Source organism: Euzebyella saccharophila (genome assembly GCF_014855495.1).
GTDB lineage: Bacteria > Bacteroidota > Bacteroidia > Flavobacteriales > Flavobacteriaceae > Euzebyella > Euzebyella saccharophila.
Window position 1 is genome coordinate 880070 of sequence record NZ_JACYFJ010000002.1, and the last position, 21229, is coordinate 901298.

Below are 21229 nucleotides of genomic sequence, written 5' to 3' on the forward strand. Positions count from 1 at the left end.
TAGAAAATACCCATAAATTTTAAAAATTTATTGAAGCTTAGCAGGTCACCCCATAACAGTAAATGTAAGTTGGGCGGGCCTAAGCCCGCCCTACCAAACAATCAGCTGTCAACTCAACTAAACTTAACAGAAGCAAAAATTTTATTTGTAATTAGGGTTTTGCGTTATGCTACCACCGGTATTATCTATTTCTGCCTGAGGAATAGGCCTCAGCAAGTGATATTCCTGTAATGCATTGTTCAAGGCAACATGCGGGTTGTGCTCCCTTACACGCTCCAACAACTTACCTGTTCTTTTAAGGTCTGCCCAACGATTGACCTCACCTATGAGCTCTCTTGCCCTTTCATCCAAGATAAAGTCGATATCCACATCACCGGCGGTCACCTCTTCTGTAATTCCGGCTCTGCTTCTCAATGAGTTCAGCAGGGTCGCCGCTTGACCTGCATTTCCTAATTGAAGATAGGCTTCAGCTGCAATCAAGTAGGCTTCTCCTCCTCGCATCATAACCATATCTCTTTCTCCTTGAGAAGATTGATCTGGCTGCGTAAAAGGTACCCCGGGATCTTCAAACTTCGTAAAGATGGGAAAATGTACAGGAGTAGTACCGTTATTGGTAAAATAGGTTCCGGGGTTAATAACCGCATAGGGCACCGCATCTATTTCTTCTTGTGTCCAAGTCTCTTTTGGAAGCAATATTGCCAATTCTCCTGCAGCAACCGTAACGGTAGAACCATTTACCTCAGCTTCATAATCCTCATGCGCATATATCTCACGGGTAAAAGTAGCTTCGGCCCTTTGGTCCTCATCAGAAAATAAACCGTAAAAGAAAGGTGTTGGCATATTTCTTAGACCTTGAACGGTCCTGATCAACCCGGGATAATCATAAAAACGGAACTGGTACATCATGTGTCTGGAGTTACCCCAACCACGACTTACCGAGTTTCCTCCAAATAAATATGAGAAAACAACTTCCTGATTTCTTTGGTTACCTATAGCTACCAAATCTGCAAACGAACCTTCCAATGGATGGTTTGCCATTACCGTTTCGGCAAGACCGATTGCCTCAGTAAAATCAGCATCGGAACCAAATGATTTATACCCTCTAGTCAATAATACTTTGGATAAAAGATGTCTTACCGCATCCTTTGAAACCCTACCATAATCAGCTGGATTTTCATCAACACCAGCCAATGACGTTTGTAAATCAGTAATTATCTGGGAGTACACTTCTTCCTCGCTTGCACGGCTATAATCCGTATCCGAAGTAGTTACTTGGTTCAACACCAATGGCACCCCCCCGTAATTGACTACTAATTTAAAATAGGACCATGCCCTAAAAAATTTTGCTTCAGCAACTCCTTTGGCCAATTCGGCCGCCGATAAATCTGGAATTGCAACTTCACCGCTCTCCAAATCTGCCACAACATTGGCAGCGGAGATTACTTTATATTGATTGGTCCAGAAAACTCCAACAGCCCAATTCAAGGAGTTAAAGTTCACGTAGTCATTCACATCACTAGTACCGTTTATGGCGGTAGCCCTTGTAACGATATCCGTTCCCAAATCCTCTAAAGCATAGTAAAGGTCAGAGGTATAATAGGTGCTGGTTTCCCTTGCCCGCTCGTATACGGAAGCTACCAATTGATTAAAAATCTGTGGGTCTGATTCTACGGTTTCTATACTTAAAGAGGAATTATTTTCTTCCTCTAAATAGGTGTCGCAACTGGCTCCTAAAACTCCGGCCAATAACAAACCACCAATTATTTTGCGATTAATATATTTCATTGAAATCTTTTTAATGTGTTAGTAACTGATTAGAAGCTTAGGTTAAGACCGGCCATAAAAGTTCTGGACATGTATGCGGCTCCCCACTGATTTCTTCCTGCATTTTCAGGATCCCAACCATCGTAATCTGTAAAAATGAACGGATTTTGAACGGTAGTATATAACCTTAGGTTACTTACGTTAAGTTTCTCCAATATGTTATTACCTAAGGAATATCCTAAAGTGATAAACCCAACCTTGGCGTAGGATACATCCTTGTAATGCGCTACATGCCCGTAAGGACCGGGGTTACCTGGTTGATACCATGAATTGATCGGATTATCCGGTGTCCAATAATTCACATCATAACCATTAAATGTCCTCTGTGGTTGGTCTTGCCATCCCCAAGAGTAGTTACTATGGAAATTACTTCTGTAGGTATTTCCTTGGCTAAAGTTGATCAAGAAAGAGAAATCAAAGTTTTTATAATCCATATTACTGGTAATACCACCAGTCCATTTAGGAGCAACTTGACCAATTACCTTTCTGTCCTCATCCGGAGTAATTTGTCCATCACCATTCACATCGGTAACTTTTACCTGGCCTGGACGTTGTCCAAAAGTGGCTGCTTCCGCTGCTTCGTCAATTTGCCATATACCGGCATATTCGTAATCATAAACAGAACCAACTGGCTCTCCTACTCTATGGATTAGGTTCGTGCCCCCAACATTGAATACTATTTCATCATTCTGATATAGTTTTTCCAAGGTATTTTTATTGGATGCAAAATTGAAGTTGGTAGACCAACGGAAATCCTCTGTATCCACATTTACCGTATTCAACATTACCTCAATCCCTTTGTTACTAGATTCTCCTACATTATTGAATGTACCTGAAAATCCGGTTACTGTTGGTAATGGAGTAAAGAAAATGATATCATTGTTCTGTCTTTTATATACATCTACAGAACCGTTGATCTTGTTATTAAAGAAACCAAAATCTACCCCTACGTTAATTTCCGTAGTAGTTTCCCAAGTAAGGTCCTCATTTGCCAAATCCGTAATATAGGAAGTAGCCACGGAAGCATCCCCAATATTGGTGGCACTCGCCGCCAATAAAGATTGTGATTTAAGTGGCGCTAATCCACCGCCTTGACCGTTATTACCAGTTTGCCCGTAACTCAATCTTAGTTTAGCATTGGAAACCGCACCAAGATTTTTCATAAAGTTTTCATCTATGATTTTCCAGGCAAAGGCAGCCGATGGAAAAAATGCCCATTTATTTTTTTCCGAAAGTATGGAAGCTCCATCATATCTACCTGTAACAGTGAACAGGTATTTATCGGCCAAGGTATAATTTAATCTACCAGTATAAGACTCCAAGGTCATCTTACTAAAATCACTGGAAACATCCCTGATATCCAAACCTGCTCCTATATTGTAGAAACTATACTCATCTGTGGTAAAGTTCCTTACTTGGTTATAATACCCTTCAGACCTTTCCAAAAACCTTGAAACAACGCCGGTAAAATTAACGGCATGGACATCCTTGCTAAAGTTGTAGTTAAGAATATTATCCCAAGCATATGAAAAGTAGTTACCGTGATTTACCTGAGCCCTTCTATTGGATTCATTGGCACTAACGCTTTTGGAATATAGCCCGCGGTATTCTCCATACCTATTATATTTAATATTTGGCGAAAACTTGGTGGTAAAGGTTAGACCGTCAAGAGGTTTGAACTTTACGGCAAAATCCGCAATGTATTGAAGAAATTTATCTTCCCTTGTAATATTATCCGCTTCAAACAATGGATTGGTTATCTGTGTTTCTTTAGATGTTGGGAAAAAACGTAAGGTCCCATCCTCATTGTACGGCCTACCAATGGGCTTTAACCTGTACGCACTCCTGAAACCCTCAAAACTACCTCCATTTTGAATGGCCGTTGTAATGTAATTGCTAAAGGAAACGTTTACCCAGTCTGCCAAATCACTGCTTAGGCTGGCCCTCACATTATATCTAGTAAAATCTTCACCGTCCGCAGTACCTTCATCCTTGGTATACGCTAAACCTGCCGAGTATCTAGTGGTTTCAGTACCTCCACTTAAACCAATAGTGTGGTTTACTTGAAGTCCGTTTTTTAACATAAGGTCTATCCAATCCGTGTCAACGCCATCTGCCACATTTTGTAATTCCTCAGCGTCCAAAAATTCACTTAATTGAACATCACTGGAACGGTAGGTCAAATCGCCTTCAGGCTGGGAAAACTCATTTCCAACAACGGCTTCTTTCACCATTTGTAAATACCCTTCCGTATTAAAAACTTTTGGCAAGTGGTAAGCCTGTTTAAAGCCCGTGTAGTTGCTATAGTCTACCTTTAATTTTCCGCTCTTACCTCTCTTTGTTTCAATAAGAACCACCCCGTTACTACCTCTAGAACCGTAAATAGCTGTAGCAGAAGCATCTTTAAGAATGTCCATTCGGCTAATATCCGCCGGGTTAAGAAAGGATATATCATCAACAAAGATTCCATCAACAATAAATAAAGGGTTTTGACCAGGATTAAAACCATTACTGTCATTTTGGTTAATGGTACTAGCCCCTCTAATACGGATGTTAAATCCACCACTCCCTGGCTTATTATCTCCACGTTGAATAACCACACCGGCAGATTGCCCTTGTAAGGCAGATACCGCATCTACCTTGTTGGCCTGTTCAATCTGTTTGGCACTAACGGTGGCAACAGAACCGGTTAAATCACTCTTTTTAACGGTACCGTAACCAATGACCACCACTTCGTCCAATTTAGCGGCATCTTCTTCCAATACCACATCAATGGTCTGCTGACCATTATAACTTACTTCGGCATTCTTAAAACCAAGATAAGAGAAGACCAATACGTCTCCATTTTCGACACTAATTTCATAATTGCCATCAAAGTCTGTGGCCGTACCCTTAGAAGTACCCTTAATCATAATGTTCACCCCGGGAATGGGCATGTTGGTATTGTCATTGACAACACCTGTCACTTGTTCTTGTGCCAGAAGCGTCGTGCCCGTACACATACAAATGACCAACAAAAGTTGTTTTAGTCTAATCATAGTAGTTTGTTAAGTAGTTTACTGCACTAAACTATCGCAGACCCTTCAAGAGCATATGGACAAAACAACAGGAAATATGGATTTATATAGGTACCAACTAACCAAAACCCACTTAAAAAACTAATATTCAATTAGTTAAACAGAATTTTAAATTTTAAGTTTTTTTTATGTTTTTAATGTTTTGAAACCAATCCCTATTGAATTCAAACTTAAAATGTTAAGGTTTTTGATGCATTCGCATTAAAAGGAAATGGTTTTAAAGCACCCCATAGAGATGCAAGACCCTAATTTTGTATTTAAAATTTTCAGTTGATTTGTTAGAAAGAATATTTGGGCAGGATATGATAAGTCAAAATAAAAAATTGGTGTACTTGGTAGATGATGACCATGAGGATCAAGAAATCTTTTGCGATGCTTTGGAATTGGTTGATTCTGAAGTTGAGTTAAAAATGTTCGATAATGGGGTTGACCTTATGGCAGATTTACATTCTGAAAGTAAACTTCCAGACCTTATTTTTCTGGACCTTTTTATGCCAATGATGAACGGTGAGGAGTGTTTACAGGATATTAGGGACAATGAACGTTTTGACGAAGTTCCGGTCATCATTTATTCTACCGTGCTGGACATGACCAAAATTGAGGATCTGTTTGCCATGGGTGCCAATCGCTATTTGCATAAACCCTCCAACTTTCACAATTTAATTTCTGCATTGGAGCGAACGCTTAATTCTGTAAAAAGAAACAAACTAGGTGGTACTGCCATCATTAATGTTGTTTGATAATGTAAATTTACTTTTTGGGAATATTACTATAATCCTGAGCAAAAAGTAAAAGACCAAAATAAACAGCATGCACCAACTGCACCCCTACTGCACCCCAATTTTCTATAGAACAGCTTCCCAAAATTAACAAGGACATCACCACAAGACCCGCCACAAGCGCATACTTCACTTGGATGGATAGCAACATAAGTAACCCAATGCCAAATTCTACGATGGGCAAGGCATAACTAAAAGGTATTATTAAGAAGGTAGGTATTGCGGATTCCGTCGTAGTTTCCACCATCCACGTTCTAAAACCGTCAAGTTTTGTCAGACGAACTGTACCATGACCGAACATGCTTACCGCCAGCGGTAACCTTAGTAGATAAAACAGGGTAGTTTTCTTCATTGTTCAATTTTAAAAGTTAAAGAGCAACATTTTAATTATGTTGCCCTCATTCTTTTACGCTTGTTTACCTATAATATCCGGCCATTCATTTGGAAGTTCTCCGCTAAAGCCCATTTTAGGAAGTTGACTAATGGTATGTAAGTCTTCCCCGGTAAGTTCAAAGTTGAAAATATCAATATTCTCCAAAACCCTTTCCTCGGTAGTTGACTTGGGGATGGGCACCGCACCATGCTGCACAATCCACCGTAAGGTAATTTGTGCTACGGTCTTGTTGTATTTTTTGGCTATTTCCTTCATTGTACCGTTTTTAAAGACGGCACCTTTCGCAAAGGGCGACCAAGCTTCTACCCTTATATCACGTTCTTTACAGTAGGCAAATACCTCCGGTTGCCAATATCCCGGATGAAATTCTATTTGATTGACCGCAGGCTTCATTCTCGCCGTTTGTAATAATGGCTCCAAATGCTCCGGCCAAAAATTACTCAACCCCAACGATTTAATTTTTCCTTCCATCTGTAAATCTTCCATGGCTCTCCAGGTCTCCGAGTTGATTTTCTGCCAATCAGCTCCAAAGTTCTTCTCATTTGCCGGCCAGTGTATCAGGTAGAGGTCAATATAATCTAATTGGAGCCTTTCCAAAGATTCAAAGAACGCCTTTTTAGTTTCGTCATACCCCAAGCGATCTCTCCAGACCTTTGTGGTTACCATAATTTCTTCACGAGGTATTCCACTTTGAATTATTCCTTTCCCTACCGCCTCTTCATTTTCATACCTAGCGGCCGTATCCAATAGTCTGTATCCGTTTTGTAACGCAAATTTAACGCTCTCAATTCCTTCTTCCTCTGTGGCTTGGTACGTTCCAAAGCCCATGTAGGGAATGGTCTTGCCATCATTTAAGGTATAAAATTCTATTTTGTGGTCCTTTGTAATGTCCATAAATGTAATTTGAAATTTAAAATGCTAGAAAATAGGAATTAAAGATTGCAACCCTTATTGCAAACAACATGAATTTTTGTTCGTTTAAACCTATCTAAAATTAAGGTGTTCTTGCTTGAACCATATTGATTGATGCTCACCTAAATTAATTAGGAATCCATTTGGAAAGGATAGTGAACATTTCATCCTTTGAAATAGGTTTCGCCACATAGTCAACAAATCCTTTTTCCAGACAATTCTCACGATCACTGGTCATGGCATTGGCGGTTTGGGCGATAATCCGTGCCTCCGGATTGATTTTCAGGATGGCGTCTGCCGCTTCATAACCATCCATTACCGGCATACGTATATCCATTAATACCAATGAAAGGTCCGATTCATTTTTGAACAACTCCACGGCTTCCTTACCATCCATGGCCCAAGAAATTTTCATTTTTAAAGGTTCAAATAATTTTTTGAGGTAATGCTTATTGGTAGGGTTGTCCTCGGCGATTAAAACATGTTTGTTTTCAAATTTAGAGGTATCAACGATTGTCTTCCCATTCTTCTCTTTTTGTTCTGAATGATATGCTTTATAAGGAATATCAAAAGTAAATGTAGTACCTACCCCTTTTTTGGAAGCTACTTTTATAGAACCTCCCAAAAGACTTAAAACCCCTTTGGAGATGGCGAGACCTAAACCGGTACCATCGTATTGTTTTTTGTCTTTATGCTCTACCCGTTGAAAGCGGTCAAATACGATTTCCAAATCTTTTTTGGAAATACCAATGCCCGTATCGGTCACCTCAAAAATTACCCTTCCATCTTCAATTGTAAATCCAAACCTGATGCTTCCCTTTACCGTAAACTTAAGGGCATTGCCCACTAAGTTGATCAATACTTGCCTTAACCTAGAGGAATCTGTTTCTACAATATGTTCGCCATCATCCGGAACATAACATTCAATAGAAATTTTATCCTTTCTTCGTTGCTTACGTATAGCTTCAAAAGTTTTATGAACCTCAGTGGTAAGCTCGTTTAGATTACAAGCACCAAACTTAAGGTCTAGCTCGCCGGCTTCTATTTTGGACAGGTCTAAAATATCATTCACCAGATCTAGCAATTGCTTACTGCATTTTTCAATGATACCTACATATTCTTCCCTAGTACTTTTATCCAAACCATCTTCCTTTAGGAACTCTGCAAAGCCCACCAATCCGTTTAGTGGGGTGCGGATTTCATGGCTCATGTTCGCCAAAAACTGATTTTTGTAGATATTGGCGGAGTTAGCCTTTTCTAAAGCCAATTTTAGTTCCTTTTCTATCTTCTTCTTTTCTGTCATGTCTATGAAAACTCCAATAATACTAGTGACGTTTCCATGTTTATCATGCTCAAATGGCGTATCTATGGAATAACACCAGACCCAATGCCCATCTTTATGTTTAACCCTGGCCTCTGTTGTACACAGTTCTTCACCAGCCATCAGCTTTTTCATGTTACTACTGAACTTTTCACGATCCTCAGGATGAAAAAGTTCCCAAAATTCGCCGGGTTCCATTTCCATAATTTCTTGAACCGAGTAACCTAAAATCTTTTCAAACTGTTCATTCATAAAGGTGTTGATACCCTTTTCAAAACTATGGACATAAATACCAAAAGGGGAAAGCTCTGCTATTTTATTGGAGAACTCCTTTTCATGCAGCATGTTGTCATATAACTCCTTACGCTCGGTTATATCTTGGGCAATCCCGCGTAAATGGGTAATTTCTCCCATTTCATCATAGAAGGCATTGCCCGAAGCAAAAATCCATCCTTTGGAACCGTCTCTTTTAAGCATCCTTAATTCCAAAGCATAAGGTGTTCCATCTTGGGCGGTTTTTTCCACCGCTTTACTCAGTTCTTCCCACGATTCCTTGGTAAAAAGCTTCATGTGCTCTGTATAGGGAGGTGGGGGCAAATTTGGGTCAAAGCCGTACATTCTATAGAGTTCTTCTGTCCAGAATACCTCGTTGGTAGCCACATCTAAACGCCAACTACCCATTCGTGCAACCTGTTGGGCTTTGGCCAATTCTTCGGACTTTAATTGTAAGGCCAGTTCATTTTCCTTGAGGTCGCTTATACTAACAAACGTAACTACTACCCCCTCTATCCTTTTCTCAGAAGTTACAAAAGGAGTAATCCTACTTAGATACCACTTTTTCTTCCTATCACAAATTTCCTTTTCAAAAGACTGTAATTCTTCCAAGGCCATTTGGCAATCTTCTAGAAAAATTTCTCTTGTTTTATCATCAAATTCGGTGTCAAAACTTTCAATAGACCTGCCCAGGTCCCCATCCTCCAAATTGAAAATTCGTTTGACCGCTGGGGTAAATTTTCTAATTTTTAGGTTCAGATCAAGAAATAAGGTGCCAATATCCGTGGTATTGAGAAGATTGACCATGTCATTATGAAGGTCTTCCAATTCCTTGTTTTTCTCTTGAAACTCCGTATTTACGGTGTACAATTCTTCATTGACAGATTGCAGCTCTTCATTGGAACTCTGCAGCTCCTCATTAGAGGACATCAACTCTTCATTGGAACTCTGTAACTCCTCATTGCTGGTTTCCAGTTCTTCAATGACATTTTGAAGCTCACCCTTTTTTTCCATAAGCTCGTACTCCAAATCTGCAATACGCTCTTTGGATATATTGGATACATCGTCATTTGAGAGGTAAATCTCTTCTGCGGGCCTAACCTTTACACTTTCTCCAAATTGTATTAAAAAGATATTTTGACTATGCTGTACATTGTTAACCTGCTCAAAGTATAAATCCGTGGTTATATCTACTTCAGCGGTTTTAACTACCAAATTTTTAATGGTGATAGGCCCATTGGATTTCATAGTTCGCCTTACACCGTTGCGTATAACCGTAGATAATTCTTGTGGAACTAAACTCATTAGATTGTTAGAGAACATTCCATCTGTCTGGCTAAACCATCTCTTAAATTCGCCTTGAATGAATTGTACATTAAAATCCTCATCGACAAAAACGGTTACCGGGGCGTATTTTTTACTGAGGTACCTATAATAAAACAACTCATTATTAGCGGTTGGTTCTTTTTCTTTTTTAGGCCTAGCCTCTGCCCCTCCATAAAAATCTAATTTCATATTAGAGATATCATTATCATAAATTGATTTTCTTCTAAATTGTTTTTTCTCCTTTTTGATAACCTGAAATATTCGATGTTTGGAATCAATAGCTCTAAAAGCGCTGTTCATTCTGCCTAAGGATTCACTACTTCCCAAGAACATAAATCCGTTCGGATTAAGGGCAAATTGAAAATTGGATAGTATATTTTGCTGTGTTGCTCCCGTAAGATAAATCAAAAGGTTTCTACAAGTAATTAGATCTACTTGTATAAAAGGGGGATCATTGGTCACATCATGATAGGAGAAAACTACTTTTTCCCTAATACGCTTAATGATTTGGATTCTGTTGCCCGTTTTTAAGAAATATTGATCTAGATAATGTTTATCTATCTCCTCTGCATCGTTTCCATTATAAATACCGGCACTTGCCTGCCTTAAAGCATTTTTATCAATGTCAGTTGCAAAGATTTTAAAGTCGATATCCAACCCGTTGGTGTGTATATAATCATCAAACAACATGGCTATGGTATACACCTCTTTTCCATTGGAACAGGCCGAAACCCAAATTCGTATACCCTCAAACTTATCCTTTTCCTGACAAATCTGTGGAATTACGCTTTCCTTTAAAATTTGAAAAGCTTCTACATCCCTGAAGAAATTAGTGACACCAATTAAAAATTCTTGTTTGATGATATCTATTTCCTCCTCTTTTTTCTTTAGGTACTCCAAATAATCTTCTAAAGAATTGATGTTGTGAAGGCTCAGACGCTTGGCCAATCTTCTAAGTAAGGTATTAGGCTTATACTTCTTAAAATTGATTCCGGTCTTTTTCTGAATTTCGAACAAAATAGCCTGATAGCTCTTTTCATCGTAAGGTTCTTCCTCCCCGTCTACTTCCAAAACAATTTCATTGTTGACAAAATTGAAGATTTTGTCCGCTATACTTCCGGGTGACAACACATAATCCACCAAGTTGGTAGAAATTGCCGACTTGGGCATGCCGTCAAATTGAGCTGTTTCCGGTTCTTGGACAAAGATGGTGCCACCACCTTCCTTTATATCTCGCAAACCTCTAGATCCATCTGATCCGGTACCTGATAATATGACCCCAATGGATTTATCTTGGTATTCTTGCCCCAACATTTTAAACAAAATATCTATAGGCAAATTCAGGTGGTCCTTAGGTGCTTTTTTAAGCAACTCAAATTTACCATCTTTTATACCCAAATTTTTATTACGCTGATTAAGGTAAATGCAATTGGGTTTAATGACCTGGTCCTGATCCGCGGTAAAAACTTCCATTCCCGTATGGGAAGACAACAGCTCGGGCATTAAGCTTTTAAAATCTGGGGAAAGATGTTGCACAACGACAAAGGCTACACCTGAATCACTGGGCATATTATCAAAAAAACTACGCACTGCTTTTAGCCCCCCGGCAGAAGCACCAATTCCTACCACATAAAAGTCTTGAGGTTGTTCTTTGCTCATAATCAGTTTAGATTTGCAAGATTGACTTTCTAAGAGACCTCGTTAACGTAACAAACATGTAAACTCAGGTAACCCTTTGAAGATCGATACTTCTATAAAATTATACTTACGAAAATCAACCAATCCAGATAATTACATTCCAAAATTTAGTCGATACAAACTTCAGTATGTTAAAATTACAGCTTTTTTAAGTGATTGAGCACACATTATACCCAATTAATTCTATAGGGTTAAGAAGATTTAACCTACAATTGAAATTAGACCGGTTGCGTTGCCCTAATATCCACCATTACCTTGAGCTTGCTTTTTCCACTCCCGAACACCACTCCCTTTAAAGGAGGAACGTCATAATAATCCCTTCCCCAACCCACAACTATATGCTGGTTCATGGGTATCATATTGTTGGTAGGGTCAAAATCTACCCATCCAAAACCAGGAATGAAAATAGAGAACCAAGCATGGGACGCATCTGCGCCCACTAATTTTTCCTGGCCTTCTGGAGGAATGGTCTCTATATAGCCGCTCACGTACCTCGCTGGCAACCCCATAGAACGTATACAGGAGATGGCAATTTGTGCAAAGTCTTGGCAGACCCCTTTTTTCTCCCTCATAACCTCCTCAACCGGCGTAGAAATACTGGTAAAGCCAGAAACAAAATCAAAGTCTGTGTAAATACGCTGCATGAGTTCAAAGGCCGAATCAAAAACCGAGCGGTTGGGCAGAAAGGAAAGTTGTGCATACTCCCTGATTTGGGCATTGGCCCGTCTTATAAATATAGAATCCAAGATGTATTGCTTGGCGTCCAAAAGTTCTGGTGTGGTGGCCCCCTTTAATGCAAAGATTGCTTGCGAGTTGGTAACTCCCTTGCAACTATTGCTATTCATCTGTTCTCTGAATGGCGTAAAGTCCCTTTCTATCTTACTCTTGGTGGTTACTTTAAGCTCCTTATGTTCTGTTTGGATGGAAAATCTAGTGATAAAATTTCCAAAGAAATCCTTCCTTTCAGAAATTTCCGAAGGAAGGGGACTTATATCTATCTTAAAATCCAATAATTGTTGCCCTTGGGAATCACGCGGTCTCAAGGTGGCAATATTATGACAATAGCTAACCGGTGCATTGTACTTGTAAGCAGTTGTGTGGGTTACATTAAAGACCATATTAAAAAGGAAAAGATTGAACTACCAACTGGTTTTGCTTATCTGTATGGTTAAAATAGGTACTGGTTAGTGATTGACTGGTTTGATATAATAAAGTGGAAAGCTCGTCAAATAACGCATCGAGGTCTTTACGCACGACATCTTTATTGGATTTCGTTTTGATCAATTCTAATGACGATGCCAAACGAAGTTTGGAAAATGCTTCCAAAATATATTTCTGATAATTGGCCAAGTTATTGTCCTGCCTTGAATGCGGCAACCTTACAATATCCTTTTGTATTCTGTTAAGCATAAAGGTTAAGGACCTAGGATATTCCAAATCCAAAATCACCAAATCCAACACATGCTCCAGTTTAATATAGGAACGGTAACTATAGCGATAAATATTAAGGCTTTCATGACTGGTTAGCAGATATTCAAGTAATTCGTATTCTACCTGCTCATCATATGCGATGGTCAGCAACGACCTGCATTTGGTAATAGTAAGAATACTTTGCTCCAACTGAAGCCCTATAAAATACAGAAGTAGTCCTTGCTGCACCAATATGCTCTCTTCAATAAGTCCCATAAAAGCTATCAACCTCGTAATTAACTGATTGAGCACCTTTAAAATCCTGTTGATGGACCGGTCCTCACTTTTTTCAAAAGTCTTCCATATGTTCTGAATATTCTCAAAAACCCGCCACATATCCGTAGACCAAAGGTTTCTTATGGAATAGTAAGAATTGCTGAACATCCCCAGAGTATGGGCCAAACTACCGGGTCTATTTCTATCTAGCAGAACGGAAAGCATTTCTTGCATAGGATGCTCCATGGCTTTTGGTTCTTTACCTTTTTCGCCCACAAAGCCGGGATAGGTGCCCGTTAAATTAGTAACCGCGCGGAACAAAACCTCCAATTTTTCCGTTTTGGGTTTCTCGTCATTGTTCTGTAGTAAGGCCATTTGCCTAAATACCATCCTTAAAAAGCGGGCATTCACCAAGGTTCTACCCACATATCTCCCTGCCCAGAACAGATTTTCCGCTGTAAGGCTAGGAAGGTCATTTAGCCCTGAAATTGCGATGGAGCTTCTAGTTTGCCAGTGCTTTGCCTCCTCTACAGAGGCTTTTTCCTGAATGACCCAAAAATCCTTGCTGGTTCCCCCTCTTTGATTGGAAACTCTAATGGTCTCGCTGCTGGGCGCCACCCTTACCAGGCCACCGGGCATAACATGATAGGCATCCTTACTGGCAATACAAAAAGAACGGCTTACCAAATGCCTTGGCTCTACCGTATTGCCCGATAGGTTGGGTGCCGTAGAGAAATTGATTTTTTCCTGTGCAACATACCTATAAGGCGTCCGCCTGATTTCGAGCTTTAATTTTTCCAATTCCACGGCACTTAAGAACTCCGCAAAATGAATGCTCTCCCTATTCGTACGGTCTATCCTTTTGATGACCAGCTGCGACAAGTTTTCGAGAACATAGTTCATTTCCTTCTCCTGCCCGCACCACCATGAGGCAATTTGCGGCAACATCAAATCCTCGTTCAAGAAATATTTACTTATGGAGGGCATAAAGGGAATTAAGCCAGGGTTTTCCATTACGGCACTGCCAACGGGGTTCACGATGGCCACATTTTGCCTTCTAACAACATCTAAAAGGCCGGCCACACCTAAATGGGAATCTTCCCTTAACTCCAATGGGTCTGCAAATGCGTCATCTACCCTACGCCAAACAACATCTACCCGTTTTAAACCTTGTAAGGATTTCATCCAAAGGAATCCATCACGTACCACCAAATCATTGCCCTGAACCAACGGGTAGCCCAAAAAGGAAGAAAGGTAAGCATGCTCAAAATACGTCTCGTTATGCGAGCCCGGAGTTAAAATGACTATATACGGATTTTCCTTTTTTACGGGAGAAGCCTCCATAAGCATTTGGTGCAGTTCAAAGAAAAAACCGGACAAACGCTTAACGTTCATTTGGCTGTAGATTTCGGGTAAAATCCTGCTTACCGTAGAACGATTTTCCAATGCATAGCCCATACCGGAAGGAGCCTCCGTACGGTCATTTACTACCCAAAGACGTCCATCGCTGCCACGGGCCAAATCCGCGGCATATATAGATAGAAATTTGTGGTTGGGATAGGTGATGCCATCACATTGGCGTAAAAAACCCCTATGACCATAAATGACCTCACTAGGGATTATCCCTTCCTTGATCAATTTTCTTTCACCATACACATCTTTCAAGACCAAATCCAGAAGGCGGCTTCGTTGCATGATACCTGCTTCTACCTTTTTCCATTCCTGCTCCTGCACCAGGAAAGGAAAAACATTCAGGTTCCAAGGACGGTGCATTCCTTTGGGATCGTTGTATACATTGTACGTAACCCCATTCTCCCCCAAGAGCCAATCAATATCTTTTTGGCGCGCCATGAGCCCCTCGGGTCCAAATTTTTCAAACTCTTTGAGAAGTTGGTTCCAATAGGGTTTTATTTGCTGCTGAGCCGTAAACAGCTCATCATTCTTGTGTTGGGTATGATAGGTATTGATCCAGTTGGTAGTGGTTAGCGGCATCTTCAATTACTTTTTACGTAAATCCAAAACATGTGGGTATTCCGGGTTCACGGGTACTTCTTTGAAAACAAATGTACTGGAAGCATTTTTAGGCTCCACCAATCTTCCCACAAAATTTGTATTTGTTTTAGGTTGTGCAGGTAAAACCTCATCTTGGGTATGGCCAATTTCCCAAAAGCGATTGATTCTTCGTGATTCCGCCTCCAAACTGTTTACGGGATAGGTATCATAAGAACGCCCTCCGGGATGTGAAACAAAATAGGTACAACCTCCAATGGATTTTTTGTTCCACATATCGACGACATCAAAAACCAATGGAGTGTCTACCCCAATTGTAGGATGCAACGCGGACCATGGCTGCCAAGCTTTGTAACGCACCCCGGCCACATACTCCCCTTTGGTTCCTGTAGGACTCAGTTCTATTTTAACCCCATTGCAGGTAATGCTGTACCGTTCTTCCGTAAAATTTTTCACCTTTATCTGTACCCGTTCCAAGCTCGAGTCTACATATCTGGAAGTTCCCCTTCCGGACATTTCTTCGCCTAAAACGTTCCATGGCTCAATAGCCATTCTTAATTCCAACTGCATGGAATTGATTTCCACCATCCCATATAAGGGGAACCGGAATTCAAAAAAGGGATCGAACCATTCCAACTTAAAGGGGTATCCGGCATCGTTTAATTGGGAGACCACATCTGCAATATCCTCTTTAACATAATGCTCCAATAAAAACTTGTCATGTAGTTCCGTTCCCCAACGTACCAAATCATGTTTGTAAGGCTTTTTCCAAAACCAAGAAACCAAGGTTCTTACCAGCAACATTTGCATAAGGCTCATTTGGGCATGTGGTGGCATATCAAAAGCCCTAAGCTCCAAAATTCCCAAGCGGCCAGATGAGCTATCCGGGGAATACAGTTTATCGATACAAAATTCTGCCCGGTGCGTATTACCTGTAATATCGGTCAAGAGATGCCTAAACAGCCTATCCGTTAGCCAAAAAGGTACTTCCTCATCTTCAGGTATCTGCGAAAAAGCAATTTCAAGTTCGTATAAATTTTCCAAACGGCCCTCATCCACCCTGGGTGCTTGACTGGTAGGCCCAATAAAAGCTCCGGAAAAAAGATAGGAAAGCCCTGGATGATGCTGCCAAAAAGTTAATAAGCTCCGTAATAACTGAGGTTTACGTAATAATGGACTATCGGCCGGGGTTATACCGCCCAAGGTAACGTGGTTTCCGCCGCCGGTACCAGTATGCTTCCCGTCCAACATGAATTTCTCGGTTCCCAATCGGGATTTTTTCGCTTCCTCATATAACAACAAGGTATTTTTGGTAAGCTCCTCCCAATTTTTTGCAGGATGGACATTTACTTCGATTACACCAGGATCGGGGGTAATCTTTAAAACCTCCAACCTATTGTCCCTAGGAGGTTCATAACCTTCTAAAATAACCGGGATTTCCAATTCTGAAGCGGTGGACTCAATTGAAGCTATCAAATCCAAAAAGTCCTCGGCAGAATCCAAAGGTGGTAAAAAGAGGTGTAATTTATTTTCCCTAACCTCTGCACACAAAGCGGTACGTACATAGGGCTGATTTTTTGAATGACTTGTTTCACCCTTTTGCAGCCTTTTTTGTAAGGCTTCCCCATACGCTGGAAGTTCATCTTTAGCTTCAAATAATTCAGGCTCAGCGGTAGGTTCCGAAGGTATTTTGGGGTTTTTAGGCAGCGATTCCAAAGGTAAACGTAATCCTATGGGCGAATTTCCAGGTGCCAACACCAAGTTACCGCCCCTAAATTCCCAAGGATTGGTAATCCATTTACCTCCAGATTTTGATAAGGGTATTACATGACCCACCACCTCACCTGTGCCCTGCTCCAATACTTCGCCCAGTTTTTTTCGCAAAGCGGAATCCTTTTGGTCGTAAATTTTTCCATCTACATCCACCGGTAATTTTCGTTCTTCCCACAAAAAGTAAAAGGCATCTTCATAGGCAGGCATCACAGAATCCGAAGGACACAAAAGTTTGTCCGTAAGTTTTTTTAAGAAAGTGGACGTGCAAGCCTCAGGAAGCTCATATTCCTGTGAAAACGAAGCCAGCCATTCAGGATTTTTCCAGATGGCTTCCCCATCTTTTCGCCAGTGAATACCTATGAGCCAACGTGGTAAGGCTTCCCCCGGATACCATTTTCCTTGAGCATGATGGAGCATCCCTCCTTTTCCGAAAGTCTCAAGCAACCTACCGGAAAGATGAGAGGCCAATTCTCTTTTGTGGGCACCATCCGCGGTGGTATTCCACTCTTCGGCCTCCATATCATCAACTGATACAAATGTAGGTTCGCCGCCCATAGTGAGCCTTACATCGTTTTGTTGCAACTCTTCTTCTACCTTAAAACCCAAATTGTAAATGGCATTCCAATGTTCTTCTGTATAAGGTTTGGTAACACGAGGAGATTCAAAAATGCGGGTGACCTTGTTTTCGAATTCAAATTGGGTTTCACAAGGGTCCGTTAAACCGTAGACGGGTGCTGCACTTTCATAAGACGGGGTACACGCCAAAGGAATGTGTCCCTCTCCCGCTAAAAGTCCTGAGGTAGCGTCCAGTCCTATCCAACCGGCACCCGGCAAATACACTTCTGCCCAGGCATGAAGATCCGTAAAGTCCTCCTCGGGTCCAGACGGGCCGTCCAATGATTTTTCATCGGCCTTTAACTGCACCAGATATCCGGAAACAAAACGCGTGGCCAACCCTAAATGTCTAAGGGTCTGTACCAACAGCCAGGCAAAATCCCTACAAGAACCCAACTTTCTTTCCAAGGTCTGTTCACAGGTTTGTACACCGGGTTCTAAACGCACCGTATAATTTAAATACTCGTACAATTTTTGATTAAGCCCGGTAAGGAAATCAATAGTGCGTTTTTTGCTCAGGTCTAATTGTGATATCCATTGGGTAAGCAACGGACCGTCCTCCATAATTTCCAGATAGGGGCGCAGTTCTTTTTTTAAAGCTTCGGAATATGTAAAAGGATAATCTTCCACGGCCTCCTCCACAAAAAAATCAAAAGGATTGATGGTTTTCATATCCGCAATGATTTCCACATCTATGGAAAGTTCATCTGTTTTTTCCGGAAATACCAATCTGGCCAAGTAATTACCAAAAGGATCTTGTTGCCAATTAAAAAAATGGTTCTCAGGTTTAATTTTTATGGAATAGGCTTCAATGGGAGTCCTACTATGGGGAGCAGGCCTTAACCTAAAGATATGAGGGGAGAGATGAACCCTGCGGTCATATTTATAAACGGTCTTATGCTTAATCGCTACTTTTAATGCCATATAAAAAGCTAGTTTTCAATGTATGTAAGTTAAGCGATAAAAAGAGGAATCCCTATCGATATCAATAGATAAATTAAAACTTTAGCTTCTATAAAATAATGGCACCCCTATTTTGTAATTATGATAAATTAAGGCTTAACAAACTGATAAAATCTGAGGATACAATTGATTTTAGCTAATAGAAAAACCTCCTATTTCGCGCAACCCTCCTACAATCTCACATCTATTCTTAAAAATGGTCAATTATGCGATTCTACACAGCACTATTTGTGTTACTTTGTTTGATTTCCTGTACAAGCGAAAATTTAAATACCCTTGAATCTGATTTTACAGAAACACTACCACAAGAATGGGAACTAAGCAGTATGACCTTGGGCATGCAACCCGGAAGCGTATCTGGAGATGACCTCCCATATCAAGAAACACTGGTTTTAAAAGAAGACAATAGCTTTTTAAAGACAAGGTTAACCACAGAAATAACAGTTACAGGAGAAGGAACCTTCAGGTTTAAAGAAGATACGAATGGCTCGGTTTTAATTTTGGTATATGATTCTGAAACCATTTTAATTGAAAGTTGTACTGGCGAAAAAATTATAGAAAAATTCTTGGTAAAGAATGCTGATCAATTGGCGGGAGGCTCTGCTGCCTGTGATGGTCCCGGCCTTTTTTATATTAGAAAATATTGAAACTTAGGTTGTGCGCGACCTCTAAAAAACAAGACTCAAACAATTTGATTACATCCCCATCCTGTATCCTAGCAATCTTCAAGTAATGCAATCAATCCTATTTATTGAAAAAGGTACCATAACTTGATTTAGCAAAGCTGTTCTAATTTTCAGTTAAAACCTATGAAATAAGGAATTCATTCGTCGACACTTATCTTTCACTCATCTTAAGTATGAAGTTAGTTGCAGGATTTTCCTCAGGTTGTAACTCATAAACACCTAATTTTCCTTCTTAAACCTACTTATTATGAAACTGATACCGAGAAATTCAGTGTTTTTACTGTGGAGCGCCCTATTGATTGCCATGACCTCATGTGAAAAGGAATCACTTACAGAGGAAACCTCTACCAACGAAAAATTGGAATCTGTAGAAACCCTATTTTCCAATGAAATAAAATCTAACAGTGCCTATTACCAACTACCCCCTTTAGAGGGAAATTTTTCGAAAAAAGAGTTACAGAAAATTGTTGAAGAAGAGCTTTCCAATTTTAAAAAAGGTACTATTTCTGATAAAAACACGCCACCAATGTGGGTTGGAAAGAATAATAGCAAAAAAGTTTATGTACATTATATGCCATGGTTCCAATCCAGATCCTATGATGGTTACTGGGGTCAACACTGGACCATGGCCAATAAAAATCCCAACGTAACGGATGAAGATGGCAGACGGGATATTGCAAGTCATTACTACCCATTAATTGGACCTTATTCGTCAAGGGACCCCTATTTACAGGAATATCACTTTTTATTAATGAAACTTGCTGGAATTGATGGGGTTATATTTGATTGGTACGGGAGTAGAAATGAAAATGACTATGGGCTAATTAGGGAAGCTACTGAGACCTTTATGGAAGAACTGAATTATATAGACCTTGATTTTGCCATTATGTATGAAGACCGAGTAGCTGACAATTCTTTTCAAAATACCTCTAAAGGAGAAGTTGAATTGTTACAAGAAGATATGAACTTATTAAACGAATCCTACTTTGTAAAGGAGAACTACATTAGGGTTCAAGATAAACCTGCATTTTTTGTTTTTGGTCCAAATTATCTTATGGAAGAGTCCACTTGGAGTACCGCTTTGGAGAATTTAAGCTTGAAAAGTAACATATCATTTTTAAGTTTATGGGGGTCAACGGAAAAACTTCCAAACGTGATAGATGGCGAATTTATTTGGATAAGCCCAGGTTACTTGGATGATATGGAGGGCTATTACAACTACAGTCCAAATCTAGATTACACAGTAGGTTCTGCTTATCCTGGATATGATAATTTTTATACCGAAGGTGGCTGGAATTGGGGGTCAGATTATTTTACCATTGCTCCGTCAAAAGAAACATTTCGGGAAACACTCTTTCTTAATCATCACGAAGACTCGGAATTTGTACAGCTAATTACATGGAATGATTTTGGTGAAGGCACTATGATCGAGCCCACCTTGGAGTTTGGATTTGATTATCTAATTGAGATTCAGGATTACACAAAAGTGCATTCCAATTTAAAGGATTTGGAACTAGCTGCCCATCTTTATTTGGCTAGACAACTTTATCGAGATAACCAAGAGGTCATGTCACTCTTGGACCAATCCTACAAATACTTTAAAAAGTTAAATGTGAAAAGAGTAAAAAGTATTTTAATTGCTATTGATCGCTTATATCAATAATCGTAGTTAGTAAAAGAAAGCAATAGCACCTTATGACTGGCACTTAAACATTAAAACTGCATTAATTAGAAAGAGTTGATTACGGTAATTCTGTTGCTTTTGTATTGATGCATTTGAGAAAAAAATCGTTGGATTCCTCCATAGAAATCGTGCATTCCAACCATTTTGTAAATCCATTACACCTGCTTTAAACATTTCGAGAACAAGGCCATGTTTATAGGCCTGTAAC

At 40.0% G+C, this 21229-nt stretch carries 11 protein-coding genes; 3 read left to right on the forward strand and 8 right to left on the reverse strand.

Annotated elements, in window-relative coordinates; all coding sequences use genetic code 11:
- Positions 1–141 precede the first annotated feature (141 nt).
- Complete coding sequence (locus IL355_RS10240; RefSeq protein WP_192462047.1) at positions 142–1785, reverse strand: RagB/SusD family nutrient uptake outer membrane protein; 1644 nt, start codon at positions 1783–1785, stop codon at positions 142–144.
- 29 nt (positions 1786–1814) lie between these two features.
- Complete coding sequence (locus tag IL355_RS10245) at positions 1815–4862, reverse strand: SusC/RagA family TonB-linked outer membrane protein (RefSeq protein WP_225621181.1); 3048 nt, start codon at positions 4860–4862, stop codon at positions 1815–1817.
- 314 nt (positions 4863–5176) lie between these two features.
- On the opposite strand from IL355_RS10245, the gene IL355_RS10250 reads away from it, so the two are divergent.
- On the forward strand, positions 5177–5641 hold the full coding sequence (locus IL355_RS10250) for a response regulator (RefSeq protein WP_192462048.1): 465 nt from the start codon (positions 5177–5179) through the stop codon (positions 5639–5641).
- 10 nt (positions 5642–5651) lie between these two features.
- Here the strand turns inward: IL355_RS10250 and IL355_RS10255 are convergent, their stop codons facing one another.
- From IL355_RS10255 to IL355_RS10280, 6 genes are all read right to left on the reverse strand, one after another.
- Entirely contained in the window at positions 5652–6032 is a 381-nt protein-coding gene (locus tag IL355_RS10255) for a DoxX family protein (RefSeq protein WP_192462049.1), read from the reverse strand.
- 54 nt (positions 6033–6086) lie between these two features.
- Positions 6087–6968 (reverse strand): aldo/keto reductase, encoded by an 882-nt coding sequence (locus IL355_RS10260; RefSeq protein ID WP_192462050.1) that lies wholly within the window; start codon positions 6966–6968, stop codon positions 6087–6089.
- A gap of 145 nt (positions 6969–7113) precedes the next feature.
- A complete protein-coding gene (locus tag IL355_RS10265; protein WP_192462051.1) occupies positions 7114–11565 on the reverse strand; it encodes a chemotaxis protein CheB in 4452 nt (1483 codons plus the stop codon).
- A 257-nt stretch (positions 11566–11822) separates the two neighbouring features.
- Positions 11823–12722, reverse strand: coding sequence for a transglutaminase family protein (locus tag IL355_RS10270; RefSeq protein WP_192462052.1), 900 nt, complete (start codon positions 12720–12722; stop codon positions 11823–11825).
- A 1-nt stretch (position 12723) separates the two neighbouring features.
- Positions 12724–15282 carry a circularly permuted type 2 ATP-grasp protein gene (locus tag IL355_RS10275; RefSeq protein ID WP_192462053.1) on the reverse strand — a complete coding sequence of 853 codons (2559 nt, stop codon included), beginning with the start codon at positions 15280–15282 and terminating at the stop codon, positions 12724–12726.
- Positions 15283–15288: 6 nt separating this feature from the next.
- Positions 15289–18612, reverse strand: a complete 3324-nt coding sequence (locus IL355_RS10280) for a transglutaminase family protein (protein ID WP_192462054.1) — start codon at positions 18610–18612, stop codon at positions 15289–15291.
- Positions 18613–18857: 245 nt separating this feature from the next.
- Between IL355_RS10280 and IL355_RS10285 the strand changes: the two genes are divergently transcribed.
- Together IL355_RS10285 and IL355_RS10290 are read left to right on the forward strand one after the other, a co-directional pair.
- The gene (locus tag IL355_RS10285) at positions 18858–19298 is read left to right on the forward strand and encodes a hypothetical protein (RefSeq protein WP_192462055.1); all 441 of its coding nucleotides are present in this window, start codon (positions 18858–18860) and stop codon (positions 19296–19298) included.
- Between the two features lie 286 nt (positions 19299–19584).
- Positions 19585–21000: a glycoside hydrolase family 71/99-like protein gene (locus tag IL355_RS10290; protein WP_192462056.1), complete on the forward strand. Its 1416-nt coding sequence runs from the start codon at positions 19585–19587 to the stop codon at positions 20998–21000.
- Positions 21001–21229: the final 229 nt, after the last annotated feature.